The sequence below is a fragment of the Pseudomonas corrugata genome (genome assembly GCF_050920615.1).
In the GTDB taxonomy this organism is placed as follows: Bacteria; Pseudomonadota; Gammaproteobacteria; order Pseudomonadales; family Pseudomonadaceae; genus Aquipseudomonas; species Aquipseudomonas corrugata.
Genome location: NZ_CP130434.1, coordinates 1378559 through 1394042 on the forward strand (window position 1 = coordinate 1378559; position 15484 = coordinate 1394042).

Annotated in this window: 12 protein-coding genes and 1 pseudogene; 9 read left to right on the forward strand and 4 right to left on the reverse strand. The window is 62.5% G+C overall.

The genetic code is table 11. From position 1 onward, the window contains the following. Positions 1-13: 13 nt before the first annotated feature. Together QZH45_RS06080 and QZH45_RS06085 are read right to left on the reverse strand one after the other, a co-directional pair. Positions 14-1498 (reverse strand): DHA2 family efflux MFS transporter permease subunit, encoded by a 1485-nt coding sequence (locus tag QZH45_RS06080; RefSeq protein WP_024777590.1) that lies wholly within the window; start codon positions 1496-1498, stop codon positions 14-16. Next, positions 1498-2631 (reverse strand): HlyD family secretion protein, encoded by a 1134-nt coding sequence (locus QZH45_RS06085; RefSeq protein WP_055135709.1) that lies wholly within the window; start codon positions 2629-2631, stop codon positions 1498-1500. Before QZH45_RS06085 ends, QZH45_RS06080 begins: the two co-directional genes overlap by 1 nt. Before the next feature lie 258 nt (positions 2632-2889). On the opposite strand from QZH45_RS06085, the gene QZH45_RS06090 reads away from it, so the two are divergent. The 3 genes from QZH45_RS06090 to QZH45_RS06100 all read left to right on the forward strand — a co-directional run bounded on the left by QZH45_RS06090 (position 2890) and on the right by QZH45_RS06100 (position 4878). Next, positions 2890-3516, forward strand: coding sequence for a TetR/AcrR family transcriptional regulator (locus QZH45_RS06090; protein WP_024777592.1), 627 nt, complete (start codon positions 2890-2892; stop codon positions 3514-3516). Continuing rightward, the gene (mug, locus tag QZH45_RS06095; protein ID WP_024777593.1) at positions 3513-4046 is read left to right on the forward strand and encodes a G/U mismatch-specific DNA glycosylase; all 534 of its coding nucleotides are present in this window, start codon (positions 3513-3515) and stop codon (positions 4044-4046) included. Before QZH45_RS06090 ends, mug begins: the two co-directional genes overlap by 4 nt. A 163-nt stretch (positions 4047-4209) precedes the next feature. Continuing rightward, positions 4210-4878, forward strand: coding sequence for a hypothetical protein (locus QZH45_RS06100; protein WP_152980113.1), 669 nt, complete (start codon positions 4210-4212; stop codon positions 4876-4878). Positions 4879-4897: 19 nt separating this feature from the next. Here QZH45_RS06100 and QZH45_RS06105 read toward each other — a convergent pair whose 3' ends face one another. Further along, a complete protein-coding gene (locus tag QZH45_RS06105; protein ID WP_055135710.1) occupies positions 4898-5767 on the reverse strand; it encodes a LysR family transcriptional regulator in 870 nt (289 codons plus the stop codon). A 116-nt stretch (positions 5768-5883) separates the two neighbouring features. Here QZH45_RS06105 and QZH45_RS06110 point away from each other — a divergent pair, with 116 nt between their 5' ends. The 6 genes and pseudogenes from QZH45_RS06110 to QZH45_RS06135 all read left to right on the forward strand — a co-directional run bounded on the left by QZH45_RS06110 (position 5884) and on the right by QZH45_RS06135 (position 14035). Then, positions 5884-6303 (forward strand): ester cyclase, encoded by a 420-nt coding sequence (locus tag QZH45_RS06110; RefSeq protein ID WP_055135711.1) that lies wholly within the window; start codon positions 5884-5886, stop codon positions 6301-6303. Between the two features lie 3 nt (positions 6304-6306). Further along, complete coding sequence (locus QZH45_RS06115) at positions 6307-7344, forward strand: SDR family oxidoreductase (RefSeq protein WP_069018468.1); 1038 nt, start codon at positions 6307-6309, stop codon at positions 7342-7344. Positions 7345-7548: 204 nt separating this feature from the next. Continuing rightward, a pseudogene (locus tag QZH45_RS06120) lies at positions 7549-7680 on the forward strand (oxidoreductase); the annotation flags it as partial. Positions 7681-8452: 772 nt separating this feature from the next. Next, positions 8453-9259: a helix-turn-helix domain-containing protein gene (locus QZH45_RS06125; protein ID WP_392396986.1), complete on the forward strand. Its 807-nt coding sequence runs from the start codon at positions 8453-8455 to the stop codon at positions 9257-9259. Next, positions 9259-11658 carry a hybrid sensor histidine kinase/response regulator gene (locus tag QZH45_RS06130; RefSeq protein WP_055136211.1) on the forward strand — a complete coding sequence of 800 codons (2400 nt, stop codon included), beginning with the start codon at positions 9259-9261 and terminating at the stop codon, positions 11656-11658. Before QZH45_RS06125 ends, QZH45_RS06130 begins: the two co-directional genes overlap by 1 nt. Before the next feature lies 1 nt (position 11659). Further along, the gene (locus tag QZH45_RS06135; protein ID WP_055136210.1) at positions 11660-14035 is read left to right on the forward strand and encodes a TonB-dependent receptor; all 2376 of its coding nucleotides are present in this window, start codon (positions 11660-11662) and stop codon (positions 14033-14035) included. On the opposite strand, the gene QZH45_RS06140 is transcribed toward QZH45_RS06135, so the two are convergent. After that, complete coding sequence (locus QZH45_RS06140; RefSeq protein ID WP_024777020.1) at positions 14019-15104, reverse strand: sensor domain-containing diguanylate cyclase; 1086 nt, start codon at positions 15102-15104, stop codon at positions 14019-14021. The two genes, QZH45_RS06135 and QZH45_RS06140, sit on opposite strands and share 17 nt — an antisense overlap. Positions 15105-15484 lie beyond the last annotated feature (380 nt).

The following is a 15484-nucleotide window of genomic DNA, read 5'->3' on the forward strand; positions in this document are numbered from 1 at the left end:
CGGACTCCACGAATCAGTTGGCTGTAAGGGGCTTGCGCAGGAACAGCACCAGCGGGCTCACCACGAGCATCACCACCAGCAAGATCTTGAATTGCCCCACGACTGCAACGAACGCCGCCTGATGGGTCGCCAGATGGTTGAGCCCCTCGAGCGCGGACAGCGAGGTCACGTTCGACAGGCGGTTGGGCGTCAGCTGGCTGACCAGTGCCGAATGCATCGCCTGGGTGCTGTTGAAGAAAAAGATCTGCACCACGGCCACGCCCAAGGTGCTGCCGTAGACCCGCATCAAATTGAAGAATGCGGTGGCTTCCGGGCGCAGCGTTGCATCGAGGGTGCTGAACGCGACTTTGCCCAGTGCCGGCATCAACAGGCCGAGGCCGACGCCCTGGATGGCGCCGCTAACCGCCACCGGCGTCCAGTCCATCAACGGCGAATAGCCGAGCATCAGCCAATTGGCATACGCCGTCAGCGCAACGCCTGCCGCGATAAAGAACCGAGGGTCGAAGCGCCCGAGCAGACGTCCCGTCAGCAGGAACGCGCCCACCAGCCCCACGCCGCGAGGCAGGGTCAGCAGGCCGGTGGTGTCCGGTGGGTAGCCGAGAATCTCGTCCAGCATCGGCGAGGTCAGGGCCATGGTCGACAGCAAGACGAAACCGAAGGCAAAGAAGATGATCGTCGAGAGCACGTAATTGCGGTCGCTGAACAGGCCTTTACCGAGGAAGTGCGTCGTGGCCGTCAACCGGTGCACCATGAACACATAGAGCCCGAGTGCGCAGGCCAGTGCGTGCATCCAGATTTCCACCGAGTCGAACCACTCCAGGCGTTCGCCACGGTCGAGGAGCATTTGCAGCCCGATCATGCCGAGGGTGAAGGTACCGACGCCGAAGAAATCGACTGCTGGACGCTTGTCGGCTTTCTTCTCCTTGAGCAGCAGCGTGACCGCCAGCAGGATGTAGGCCGTCAGGGGCAAGCTGAGGTAGAACATCGGCCGCCAGTCGAAGTGCTCGCAGATCCAGCCACCGATACTCGGAGCGCTGACAATGCCGAACAGCACCAACGCCGTCCATTGGGGGCCGAAGCTGGCGCGCCGTGCCGGTGGCAAGGTGTCCAGGGCAATCGCCATCGACAGGGGGGCCAATACACCGCTGGCCGCACCCTGCAGGATGCGTGCGCCGATGAATTGCATGGGCGTGGTCGCCAATGTACCAAGCCACAGGCCGAGGGCGAACAGCACCAATGCGGCCTGGTACACCCGCTTGAGGCCGAACCGGGCTGCTAGCCATTGGGCGATGGGTGTGGTGATCGCGGTCGCCGCCAGGTAGGCCGTGAAAATCCATCCAGCCTGATCGTCGCTCATCGACAGGCTGCCCTGGATCAACCGCAGCGCCGCGTTCGGCAGCGGCAGATTGGCGGACTGCAAGTAAGTCGCCAGCAGCGCGACAAAGCGCAGCGAACGGGCATCGGCAGTCGCTGGAGCATCCGCAGGAGAGGCGTTCATCAGAAGGCTCCTGCGGTCCACAGCATCTTGAGCGGATGCCACCATGGCGTGCGATAGCCCGTGTCGACCTTGACCGTGGCGCTGGTGCCGGAAAACAGCGTCAGCTCCGGATCGACCTCATCCAGCTCGAGTCGTACCGGCACCCGCTGCACCACCTTGACCCAGTTGCCGGTGGCGTTTTCCGGTGGCAGCAGCGCGAAGTCAGAGCCAGCGCCGGGGCTCAGGCTGATGACGTGGGCTTTGAAGATCCGGCCTGGATACGTGTCGATCGAAATATCCGCGGCCTGCCCCGGGCGCATGTGGGTGACCTGGGTTTCGCGGAAGTTGGCTTCGACCCAGCGCTCATGGCCGGCAATCAAGGCGAACGCGGGCGTGCCGTTGTTCACGTAGTTGCCGACCTGGAGGTCGTCGACCTTGGCAACGACGCCATCGTCCGGCGCCGTGACCGTGGCGTAGGAGAGGTACAACTGCGCCTCGTCGAGGTGGGCCCTGGCTTCGCGCACGCTGGGATGATCGTCGACGGCGATCTCGGGATTGCCGTTCAGCGCGGCAATCGTTCTGGCGATCTGTTGCTCGACCGAGGCGCTGCGTTGGTGGGCGACTTTGAAGTCGGTTTCCGCGCGCTCATACGCCGCTTGGGAGACGAACTGGGTGGTAACCAGCGCTTTCTTGCGGGCAAAATCCCTTCGGTCGTAATCCTCCGATTCCCTGGCCGACTGCAACTCTGCCTGCTGCTGGCGATAGCTGGCTTTCAATTCATCGATGCGCAGGCGTGCGCTGCTCAGTTGTGCGTCGGCGCGGGCGACGGCGATCTGCAGAGGCTTGGGGTCGATGCGAAACAGCACCTGGCCCTTGCGGACGGGTTGGTTGTCCTCGACCGCGATCTCGACCACTTGCCCGGAAACACGCGTATTGATCGAGGCCTTGGCCACCCGAGTGTAGGCATTGTCGGTGGACACGAATGGCTCGTTTACCCGGTAGTGGGCGTAGCCAATGACGGCGAACAGGGCGGGCACCCCTCTCATCAGCCAGGGGCGCAAGGTGGATTTGAACGGTTTTTTCGGGGCGCTATCCAGGTCAGGGCCCGGGTGCGGCAAGGCTTGTGTCGCTGAGAGGTCGAGTTGCTGGGTCATGATCGGATACACCTTTAGTCGGGGTATCGGGCCGACTGATGCACAATCGCTGCGGCGCCGACGTGTGTATTACGGTGAAAACCACTCCAGTGCGCAGTCGGGAGGATCACTCCGTTGCCGCTTGCTTCGTCGTCGCCACACCCAGTTCGAGCTCCGCCACAACAAACCTGTCCATCAAGGAATTTCTGGTTCCTTAATTTTGTGCGATGGTGTAAGAATATCCCTCGATCCGATCCCCTTACAAGGATTTTGTACGACATGGCACAAAAAAAGATTGCGGAGGCGAAAGGCCGCGGCCGTCCACGCGCCTACGATCCGCAGACCGCCTTGGCCCAAGCCCTCGGCGTGTTCTGGAACACCGGCTACTCCGGCGCATCACTGGACAGCATCGCCACCGCCGCCGGCATGAATCGCCCCAGCTTGTACGCAGCGTTCGGTGACAAACACGCCCTCTACATCAAGGCCCTCGAGCAATACTGGGAGACGGCTTCTGCGGCCATGGAACAAGCGCTGATGGACGACAGCCTGACACTGGAACAGGCGCTGACGCAGTTCTACGAGGGGCAACTGGCGATCTATTTTTCCGGGGACGGCCAACCCCGGGGTTGTTTCGCGATTGGTACCGCGACCACCGAGGCGGTGGAGGATCAGCAGATTCGCGACGTGCTGTCGGATCGCTTGAGCCGGCTCGACGCCCATCTTGAAGCGCGGTTGCAACGGGCGGTCGACGCCGGCGAACTGAAAGCCAAGGCCGATCCGGCCGCGTTGGCAGTGCTGGCTGCCTCCTTGCTGCACAGTGTTTCGATACGGGCGAGGGCGGGTAAATCCCGGGCCGAACTGACCGAGTTGGTGCGCACTGCGGTCAATGTGATTTGCGGTTCATGAGCGACAACGCACTCGAAGACATCCTGAGCCCGGACCTTTCGGTCGTGTTCTGCGGGATCAACCCTGGGCTGACGGCTGCCGCCCAAGGACATCATTTTGCCGGGCGCGGAAACCGCTTCTGGCGAACCTTGCGTCTGGCCGGCTTCACTCATGAAGAAATTTCGCCGCAACGGGATCGGTCGATTCTGGAATATGGCTATGGGCTGACGGCTGTGGTCCGGCGACCGACCGCCCGTGCCGACCAACTGTCGGCGTACGAATTCACCGCCGCCGCCGTGGATTTCGAACAGAAGATCCTCCGGTATGCGCCCCGCTGTGTCGCTTTTCTCGGGAAGGCGGCGTATGCGGCGTTGACCGGGCAGAAACAGGTGATGTGGGGGCCTCAGCCGAGTCCGTTCGGGAATGCGCGGGTCTGGGTATTGCCGAATCCGAGTGGAAGGAATCGTGCGTTCACGCTGGAGCAACTGGTGGAGGCGTATGGTCGGCTGCGTTCGGCGGTGAACTGCGAAGCATCAGCCTGCTGGGAATAATGCCGGTTTACTCATCCGCGACGCGATATCGATTCGGTTGGATACATTGAAGCAGAGACAGTTGTAAGCTGGCGATCAACAGTCCCACCCCGAGCCACGACACGGTGGCAATTGATGGATACCCCACATGCCCCAAGCAACCCTGAACCTGATCCTGAATGCCTTGAACGAAACCGAACTGGGCCCTCTCGCCTCGCGTCCGTATGACTGCGCGTTCAACGTGCTGGCAGCGCCGCCGGAACAGAAAAGGCTGATCGTGATGGGGTTCAACGGCTCTGAGGCCGACAAGGACTTCACCAACGTTTCCGCCATCGAAGGCGACTTCCAACAGCCCGAGGTCTGTAATGTGGGGCTTGGCGTAGAGGGCAAATGGGGAAGCACTCGCCTGGCGAATCAGCTCAGCACGTTGCCCGACAAACTCGGATTCACCAAGGCCGAAACCCTTTACACCAACGCTTTGCTGCTGTGCTCCAGGGACGCCGCCTCAATCGGCAGAGCGGCCAAGGCATCGGCGCTTGGCAGTCATCGGGTGCTTGCCGAGCGATCCATGCGGTTTTTCGCCGAGGCGACCATGAAGCTGAGTCGCCCTGAGTTGATCGTTGCCTACAGCAACTCGCTCCGGGCGCCTTCTGCTGCCAGCATTCTTTATGCGGCATTTGGTCAAGGCGAGGTTATCGACCACATCTGTACCGGCTCGCATACCGCAACATTCGGCTTCACCGCGACCATTGCTGGCGTTCGAGTGCCGGTGGTTGGCATACGCCACATGTCGCGTTTTACCGCCAGGCCGGAGCTCATTCATGAAGCCTGGAAGCGGCAGTTGTCCAGGTGAGTACGCGGCTTTCCAAGCCCTAACCCCCGGACACACTTTCCAGCAACACCTGCTCCAACATCCCGAAAAAACATTTGATGTGCGCCTGCTTCAACGCCTGGGGTCGGCTCACCAGATAGACCTCCAGATCTGGAATAGGCAGCTCTGGAAACACCTCGATCAGATCCTGCGCCAATACCCGAGGCAATACCGCCACCCCCATGCCTTGCCGCACCGCCTCGATTTGTGCAGTGAACGAGTTCACGCTGATCGGCGCACGCTCCAGGCCGCCGGCTTTTGCCGCGCGCAGTTGCGGCAGCATGTCCAGCGGGGGAAGCAAGGCGATATGCGCCGCCGTGGCTGGGGTGAGCGCTGGAGAGCGCTTCAGATAGGCCGCATCGGCGAAGACGCCGTAAGCGACTCGGCCGATGTGCTTGTAAATCAGTGACGGCTCACCCAGATGGGCGGTGCGCACCGCAATGTCTGCCACGCCGCGGACGATCTTGTGGAATTCGGCGGTGACCAGCAATTCCACTGAACAATTGGAGTGCAGGGCGGTGAAGCGGCTCGCGGCCTCCAGCACGGAGGAAGAGAAACCCTCCCCGGCACTGACCAGCACGCTGCCACTGAGCTCAGCTTGGCGCCCGGGCGGGCTCGTAACGGTTTGTCGGCGCAAACCGGTTTCCGCGGCCAGGGCGACTTCCACCAGCGACTGGCCTCGCGAGGTCAGCCAACAGCCTTCGACGCCCCGCTCGACAAGGGGTTCGCCCAAGGCGCTTTCCAACTGCGTCAGGCGACGGGACACCGTAGACGCCGCGATTCCCAACAACTGCCCCGCCTGAAGAAAACTGCCCCGCCGCGAGACGGCCAGCAGCAATCGAAGATCGTCCCAATTCGCTTGCGATGCCATGCGTCCTGTCTTCCCTGATTTGCATATGTGCAAAGCCATTATGCAGTAGTCGCTGTTTTTCAAAAGCGGCGCCAACGGTATATCTACGGCCCTTCGAAACCCACGGAGTGGACTGTATGACCGCCGGCCCCAACGACTACGCGGAACGCGCCTCAAGAGCCTTCAATTGCCGTGATGTGGAGGCGATGCTTGCATTGGTGAGCGAGGACTTCATCTACCTCGATGGCACGGGCATTCAGATTGGTCGCGAGGCCATGCGCAAACGGGAACTCGCGTTGTTCGAAGCGCTGCCCGACGCCGAAATCACCTTCAGCCCCTTCATGGTCGCCGAGGATCGACTGGCACTGGTTGCCGTACTGTCCGGCATCTTCACCGCCCCCCTGGTGCTGCCTGAGCGGGTGATACCGCCCCATGGTCGGCACATCACTGCGCACTTTGCGGCGCACTTCATCTTCAAGGATGGGCTGGCCACCCATGAAGAAGTGTTCTTCGACAGCGCGGTGTTGCTGCCGTCCGCCGAACTGGGCGAGGCTTGAGCCATGCGCAACGTATTTGTGAGCGGCGCCACCGGCCTGCTCGGCAACAACCTGGTACGGGAACTGGTTGCGCGTGGCTATGCCGTCAAAGCCCTGGTCCGCTCCAGAAGCAAAGGCGAACAGCAATTCAGTGACCTGCCCGGTGTGGAGCTGATTGTCGGCGACATGGCCGATGTCGATGCCTTCGCCGCCTCGCTGCAAGGCTGCGATACGGTGTTCCATACGGCGGCATTCTTTCGCGATAACTACAAGGGCGGCAGCCACTGGGCGGCGCTTGAAGCGATCAACGTCGGCGGCACCCGAGACCTGCTTCATCAGGCGTACCGCGGGGGCATACGCCGATTTATCCACACCTCTTCCATCGCTGTGCTCGACGGTGAACCCGGCGCGTCCATCGATGAAACCTGCCTGCGGGCCGAGGCCGATGCGGACGATTACTACCGCAGCAAGATCCTCGCCGACCGTGTCGTGTTGACCTTCCTGGACGCCCATCCCGACATGCACGCCTGCATGGTCCTGCCCGGCTGGATGTGGGGCCCTGGCGACATGGGCCCGACGTCCTCGGGACAACTGGTCAAGGACGTCGTGAACGGCAAATTGCCCGGGCTGATCCCCGGCAGCTTTGCCGTGGTCGATGCCCGCGACGTGGCCTGGGCACTGATTGCCGCAGCCAAGCTGGGACAGCGAGGCGAGCGCTACCTAGCAGCGGGCCGGCACATGACCATGGGGCAGTTGGTGCCGGTGCTGGGCCGTATCGCGGGCGTCAAGACCCCTTCGCGGCAACTGCCGCTGCCCTTGCTATACGCCCTCGCGACGGCGCAGGAGATTTATGCGCGGCTGACCGGCAAGCCGATCCTGTTGAGCTTGGCGACGTTGCGGCTGGTGATACGCGAGGAGCATCGCACCTGTTTCGACCCTCGCAAGAGCGAGCAGGTGCTGGGGCTGCGCTTCCGGGATCTGGAAGAGACCGTTGCGGATACAGTGGCGTGGTATCGGGAGCATGGTGGGTTTGGAAAGCACAATGCTGTAAACACTGAATAACGACCGGGCCGCTCTGTGGCGAGGGGATTCATCCCCGCTGGGCTGCACCGCAGCCCCAACCCCCCCCCCTCAGCCTAATGCCAATCAGTTAAGCCACAAACCTGTGGGAGCAAAGCTTGCTCGCGATTGCGGTAAGTCAGTCAGCAGCGATGTTGACTGGTTTGCCGTCATCGCGAGCAAGCTTTGCTCCCACAGGTTTTCTGTTTCGACCCTCGCAAGAGCGAGCAGGTGCTGGGGCTGCGCTTCCGGGATCTGGAAGAGACCGTTGCGGATACAGTGGCGTGGTATCGGGAGCATGGTGGGTTTGGAAAGCACAATGCTGTAAACACTGAATAACGACCGGGCCGCTCTGTGGCGAGGGGATTCATCCCCGCTGGGCTGCACCGCAGCCCCAACCCCCCCCTCAGCCTAATGCCAATCAGTTAAGCCACAAACCTGTGGGAGCAAAGCTTGCTCGCGATTGCGGTAAGTCAGTCAGCAGCGATGTTGACTGGTTTGCCGTCATCGCGAGCAAGCTTTGCTCCCACAGGTTTTCTGTTTCGACCCTCGCAAGAGCGAGCAGGTGCTGGGGCTGCGCTTCCGGGATCTGGAAGTGACCGTTGCGGATACGGTGGCGTGGTATCGGGAGCATGGTGGGTTTGGCAAGCACAATGCTGTAAACGCTGAATAACGACCGGGCCGCTCTGTGGCGAGGGGATTCATCCCCGCTGGGCTGCACCGCAGCCCCAACCCCCCCCTCAGCCTAATGCCAATCAGTTAAGCCACAAACCTGTGGGAGCAAAGCTTGCTCGCGATTGCGGTAAGTCAGTCAGCAGCAATGTTGACTGGTTTGCCGCAATCGCGAGCAAGCTTTGCTCCTACAGGTTTTGCGTCGTTTGATCCTTAGCCTCGCTGCGAGACCGCTTCAGCGCCGGTATCTGACGGGGAGAAGGCCACGGACGATCCGCCCTCTTCAAGTCTTCGCCGCACCTGCCGCTATCGGTATAACGATTTTTACCGACCCCTCCATTGTCTTTGCGATACCTTTGCCTTTCGGCATTGACGTTGGCAAAAGCACGATAAGAGAACGTAGCGAATGGACGACGGACGAGACGAAAGGCGGACGACTGTGTCCGGGGGCGCGACGGTGTCTTGCGACGCGCTGCCGCATATCCTGCTGATCGACGATGTCCCGGAGGACCTTCGTGCCACGCTCATTCTGCTGAAGGCCCAACCCTGGCGCATTTCCCTGGCCAGCGATGCCCACCAGGGCTATCAGCGGGCCCTGGCCTTGCGCCCGGACTTGATCGTGCTGGATGTACACATGCCGCACATGGACGGTTTCAGCTTGTGCCGGCTGCTGCGCGAGGCACCGTCGACCCGGCAGACGCCCATACTCTTCTTGTCTTCGGCCAACAGCACCTTGGAGCGCCTGGAAGGGCTGACCGTGGGCGCGGTCGATTACATCCCCAAATCCTGCGCCCCCGAAGAAGTGCTGGCGCGAATCAGGATCCACCTGCAACTGACCTGGCGCGCGCCGCCGACCCATCAAGCCAGCCCGGCGGACCCGGAACCGGAGGGCGACGAGATCGTGCTGCGCGCCGCGATGCGATGGATTGAACAGCACCTCGATGACATGCCGTCCCTGATGCAACTGGCGCAAAAAGTCGGCACCCATGAAAAACGCCTTTCCCGGATATTTCGCGAGCATCTGGGGCTGACCGTGTTCGCTTACATTCGCGATGCGCGGCTGCGTCGCGGCCAGGCCTTGTTGAGTGAAAGCGCCATGAGCGTGCAAGACGTTGCCGAATTGATCGGCTTTCGCAATGCCTGCAACTTCACCACGGCTTTCCGCCAACGCATCGGTATGACGCCCAGCCAGTTTCGCCAGCAGACCCTGGGCATCGTCGATACCGAGTCGGCCGGGCGCGCCTGATGCGGGGCCTGCAATTTTTGTTGCTGGCGATGACGTTGTTGTCCGCCGGCCTGCTGCGCGCGGCGCCTGTGGATATCTGCCAGGCTGAACAGCTGGACGTGATGCCCGCGATGCGGATTGTCGAAGACCCCCAGGCCAGGTTGAACCTGGACGAAGTCGCGCAACTGCCCGACGCCCGATTCAACACTGCGACCGCGAATTGGCCGGCGCAAGGCTATAGCCGCTCGGCATTCTGGTTGAAACTGCAACTCATCAATGCAAGCGCCAGGGCCTGCTCGCGCCTGCTGGTGATTGGGGCGCCGCGGCTGGAAGACATCCGCGTCTACCAATCTGAAGACGGACACTGGCGTGGTGCCCAGGCAGGCAGCGCCCATCCCCTCGCCGAATGGCCCCAACCAGCGGCGCGCCAGCCGGCGTTCCCGGTCACGCTGGCGGCTGGGCAGAGCACCACGCTGTTCATCCGGGTGACCAGCAACTTCCAGATGCTGCTGGAGCCACAACTGTGGTCTGAACCGGCGCTGCTGCGCAGCCAGCAACAGGTTTACCTGAGCGACGGTCTGACCCTGGGCATTGTCCTGCTGGTCGTCCCGTTCGGGCTGATCGTCGGCTGGATCCTGCGCTCCCGATTGTTGAGCGTGAATGCGGGCGCGGTACTGAGCTATATCCTGCTGACCTGCATCGTGAACGGCTACCTGATCTACTGGCCCACGGCGCTTGGCTGGACCCGCGAACTGCTGGCGTGCGTCAGCGTGACCTCGTTCGTCCTGTTCCTCGCCTACATGCGCGTGTTGCTACAGGTGGCCCGGCTACCGAGGATCATTGGCTGGAGCTATTGGGTGCCACTGCTGGGCTGTGCCCTTGGCCGGGTCTGGTGGTTGAAGGTCGATCCGGTCCAAGGCGCGCAGATGGTCCAGGTGTCGCTCTTGAGTTTCTACGGCTCGCTCCTGGCTACGTTATTCATGGCGTGGCGCAGGCGGCTCACTTACAACTGGATGGCGTGGCTGGTGCCGGGGCTGCTGCTTTCGCAGTTGTTGATGCGCTATTTCTTCCCACAGGAACAGTTGCCCTGGCAATCGCCGCAAAGCAAGCACAGCCTGTCGTCGACCCTGCCTGGCGTGGCGTTGCTGGTGTGCACGTTGATCATGGAAGTCAGCCGCAGCCGGTATCGGGAAAAGCACGCCTTGTCCACCCTCGAACAACAGCGCCAGGCCGAGCACGAGCGCCTGGAAAGTACCGTGGCACTGCGCACGGCACAGCTGCGCGAATCATTGGCGGCACGCAGTGCGTTGATGGCCCGCATCAGCCACGACCTGCGTTCGCCACTGGTGCGCATCATCGATTATTCGCGCCTGTTGCACGCGGGTCCGAACCGGGAGTACCCGGCCAATATCGAGCGCAACGCCCGCCAGCAACTGGAGCTGATCGACGAGATGCTCGAGTTCTCCCAGGGGGAATTGGAACAGATGCAACTGACCCTCGCGCCGGGTTATTTGTACGGGTTCCTGAAGGAGATCGAAGAGGAGGCGGGCTTCCTCGCCGCGCGACAGGGCAACACCTTCGAAGCCGTTCTGGCGCAGGACCTGCCGGCGCTGGTAGAGGCCGATTTCAAACGGCTGCGGCAGGTCCTCATGAACCTCTTGACCAACGCGGCGAAGTTCACCCGTAACGGCCAGGTCCGTTTTGAAGTGAGCGCTGTTCCAGGGGCGACCGTTGACGCAGTGGAACTGGTCTTCAGCGTCATCGACAGCGGCATTGGCATCGATCCACAAGAATTCGAACAACTGCTGCAACCCTTCCGTCGTGGCCGCAATGCGCAACGCTACGAAGGCAGCGGGCTTGGCTTGTCCATCGTCGCGCAACTGCTGGAGCGCATGGGCAGCCGGCTGGAACCCCAGGCCAGCGAGCAGGGCGGCAGCCGCTTCAGTTTTCGCCTGCAACTGAAGTTCGCCCAGGAACACGAGCTTGAAAATGGCATCGTCGATAGCCATGCCGAACCGTTTGATGGCCAAGGTCTGCATGTCCTGCTGGTGGACGATGTCGAGCAGAACGGCGAATGGCTGTATGACCTGCTGGCCGGCTACGGGTGTGACGTGAGCCTCGCGGCGAACGGCGAAGACGCCTTGGCCTGCCTGGCCCAGCAGCCGGTCGACCTGCTGATCAGCGACCAGATGATGCCCGGCATGGACGGCTGGGCACTGCTGCGACGGGTGCGCGAGCACGGACACGATTGCCCGGTGCTGCTTTATTCGGCGGTTCCGCCCCGCAGGCCGGGGGGCTATCCCCAGGACCTGACGTTCGATGCGGTCCTGCTCAAGCCGGCCGACAGCCGTGAATTGCTGGCATGGGTCAAGGCACTCACTGATGCGGACAGGGTGCGCCCGATGGCTCGGGAGCAATAGCATGCCCGGTCGGTGTTATCGGTTGCTCTTGCTCGGCAGCCTGTCGGCACTGCCCTGGGCGTGGGCTGATGCCGAGCAAGCGCAATCGCCGACCGCGCCTGCGGTGTCGCCCGGCCCCGTAGTCCTTGAGGCAACCACGGTGACTGCGCGCCGCCGCGAGGAAGACCCGCAGCACGTGCCGATCCCGATCAACGTCCTCTACGGCGAGCAACTGGACCAAGCCGGCCTGCACACGTTGCAAGACATCCAGCAGCGCGTGCCCGGGCTGGTGGTGTCCGGGCATGACGCCCGCTATGCCGGCTTCGGCCTGCGCGGCTTCGGCGCCACGACCTACAACGATGGCCTGGAAGGCAGCGTCGGCACCTACGTCGATGGCGTCTACCAGGCGCGCCAGGGCATGGCCTTCACCGAGTTGATGGACGTCGAGCGCATCGAAGTGCTGCGTGGGCCCCAGGGCACCCTGTTCGGCAAGAACACCACCGCGGGTGCGCTGAACATCATCACTCGCCAACCGACGTTCCAACCCGAGGCCAACCTGGAGGCCAGCTACGGGGAACACGGTCTACGTGAATATCGCGGGACGGTTTCCGGAGCGCTGCGCGACGACGTACTGGCCGGGCGGCTGAACGTCTTCGAGCGCTCGATGGACGGGCAAGTGGAAAACCTGGAAGACGGCGCCCGCCTCGGTGATGCTGACAGCCAAGGCCTGCGCGGGCAATTGCTGTGGACGCCGAGCGCGGACTTCAGTGCGCGCCTGATCGCGGACCATGCCCGGCAGAACGAGGCCGGCAACGTGCTGCTGGTCAACCACTACAGCCAGCAGACCCGCCAGCGGGCCCGGTTTGTCGGCTACCCGCTGCCTGCGTCTGACCCAGACCAACGCGAAGTTCGTATCAACGCTCCGGGGCACCCGCAAACCCTGCAGGACGGCGTCTCCCTGGAACTGAACTGGGACCTGGACGAAGCGATGCGCTTGACCAGCATCACCGCCTACCGTGACTGGGACTATCGCGCCAGCCGCGACGGCGACAGCACAGCCTTGTCGGTGGCTCAGTCGGAAACCGAGCTGGGGCACCGGCAGTTCAGCCAGGAATGGCGCCTGTCCGGCACGGCCGGCTCGTCCATCGACTATGTCGCCGGGCTCTATTACCTGCGCCAGCAGCTTGACCGTGATATCGACGTCGAATTCGGCAAGGACGCCGCGCCCTGGTTCGTCGGCGACCAACTGGAGCAATTGCAGAAGCTCTACGGCATCACCATCACCGATCCGCGGCAGGTGCCGCCCCAGTTGTTGGACGGCGCCCGGCAACATTACGACGGCCAGCAGAAGGGCGACAGCCGGGCCGTATTCGCTCAGGTTTCCTGGCGCCCCGTCGACCCCCTCGAACTCACCGGCGGCCTGCGCTACAGCCAGGAGCGCAAGGACGGCTGGGTTTCCCGCGACGTCAGTCACCTGGCCTCCCTGGCCGGCCTGCCACCGACATTCCAGGCGGGCGGCCAACTGCTGAGGGACATCGCCCTAGGGGGGGGTTATTACCGCCAGGACTCGATCAAGGAGGACAACGTCTCCGGCCTCCTCAGCGCCAGCTACCGCTTCAGCGATGCCGTGATGGGCTACGTCAGTTGGTCGCGTGGCTACAAGGCCGGCGGCATCAACTTCGACGTGGTCGGCCCGTTCGCCGCGCCCACCTTCGAGCCGGAGCGCGCCACGTCGCTGGAGTTGGGCATGAAGACGCGGTTCTGGGACGAGCGGGCGCTGCTCGACCTCGCCGTCTACCAGACCGACGTCGACAACTACCAGGCGCTCACCTACAGCCCGTCGACGTCGATGTTTGCGCCACCGCTGCGGGACAACTTGATCAACGTCGGCAAGGTGCGCATGCACGGGATCGAACTGGATTCTGTCTGGCACTTGTCCCCCCGACTCACCGGGCGCCTGGGCCTGGCCTGGAGCGACGCGCGCTATCGCAGCTTCCCCAACGCGCCGTGTCCGCCGGCCTCGGGCCAGTGGACCTGCGACCTCAGCGGCGACCGGCTCTACAATGCGCCCGAGTGGAGCCTCAGCAGCGGCCTGGACCATACCCATCCGCTGCCGTACGGGCTGCAAGCCTACAGCGGCGTCGACTACAGCTTCCGGACCGGTTACTACGGCACCCTTGAAGGCGGCGAGGGCAGCTATCAGCCCAGCTACGGCCTCACCAATTTGCGCCTGGGGTTGCGCCGCCAGGACCGTGGGTGGGAAGTGGAAGGCTGGGTGCGCAACGTCTTCGACCGCCACTACATCACCGCCGTCTACTCACTGCTGGGCGCCGGTGACTACGGCGTACAGCTCGGCAGCGAAAGAACCCTCGGTACCACCCTCAGGCTTCGTTATTGAGGGAGATGAAGCGGGTCGGACAAAACGCCAGACGGTTGCCGCCGGCCTTTTTCGACAGGTACATCGCCTGGTCCGCCTTGCTGATCAGCCCATCAACCTCCTGACCGTGCTCGGGGAAAAATGCCACGCCGATACTGGCGGAAATCTCCACCGTCTGGGCGCCGATCAGGATGGGCGCGTTGGCCGCTTGCAGCATGCGCCTGAGCAACGGCTCGCTGTCTTCCACCTTCTGTAGCCCCACCAAGCCGGCCACAAATTCATCGCCGCCGAGCCGCGCCAGCGTATCGCTCTCACGCAGGGTTGCGTTGATCCGCGCCGCGACGATCTGCAACACCCGATCGCCCCAGTCATGGCCATAACCGTCGTTCAAGGCCTTGAAGCCATCGAGGTCGATAAACGCAATCGCTACCTTCTGCTGAAGGAGACGTGCCTTGCCCAATGCCTGGCGCATCCGCTCGGCCAACAGCAACCGATTCGGCAGTTGCGTGAGCGCGTCATACCGGGCGTCACGCTCCAGCAACTGCAGGCGCTGCTTGATCTGCGTCATGTCGCTGAACAGCGCCACGTAATGCTGAACATTGCCGTGCCAGTCATGCACGGCACTGATGCTGATGCGCGAGGTCATCTCCCGACCGTCCTTGTGGCTGCTCTGGATTTCCCCGGACCAATGCCCGTGGAAATCCAGCGCATTCTTCATCGGCGCATAAAACGCCGCGAGCCGCCGCACCATGCGATGGGAGTTCAAGTCCCGGCCCCTGACCTCGTCTTGCCCATAACCGGTCAGGCGCGTGAACGCCTCGTTCACACCGATGACCCGCCCGAAGGGGTCGACCAGCATCGCCCCTTCCCGCGCATGGCTGAACACGGTTGCGGCCAGCTCCGGGCAAATGGTATTGGCCTGCCTGTTCGCGGCCCCCTCATCACGAGGTACCGGCCACCGCTCGGAATCGACACCCAACCGCGCCAGATACCCGGCCATGAAGGAAAGCGCCCGGTGCAGCCGGATCAGCGCACTCATGGCGAGCCTGGACTTGAGGCAATAACTACGGATGAAGGTGCGTAGGTTCATGGGTTTACACGGTGTTGGCGGGTAAGGGGACTGCAAGCGAAGCGGGCATTATCGAGGGGGAGGGGACGCGGCGACTTTGCTGGAGCGGATGGGAGCTTTGCGGGAGGGGATAAAGCGAAAGATTTTTGCCGGGCGGCTAAAAGAAACAGCAGGATCAAACGCTGCAAAACCTGTGGGAGCAAAGCTTGCTCGCGATGGCGGCAGGCCGTTATTGCCGATTGACTACCGCCATCGCGAGCAAGCTTTGCTCCCACGGTTATTGCGTTTTTTGCAGATCACTCGCAACCAACTCATTAAAACGATCTTACCAGCTGTTACTTCTGACAGTAGTCGATGGGTATATCTGATGCTTATATCCCTTTGCGCTGTCTTATTGGCGC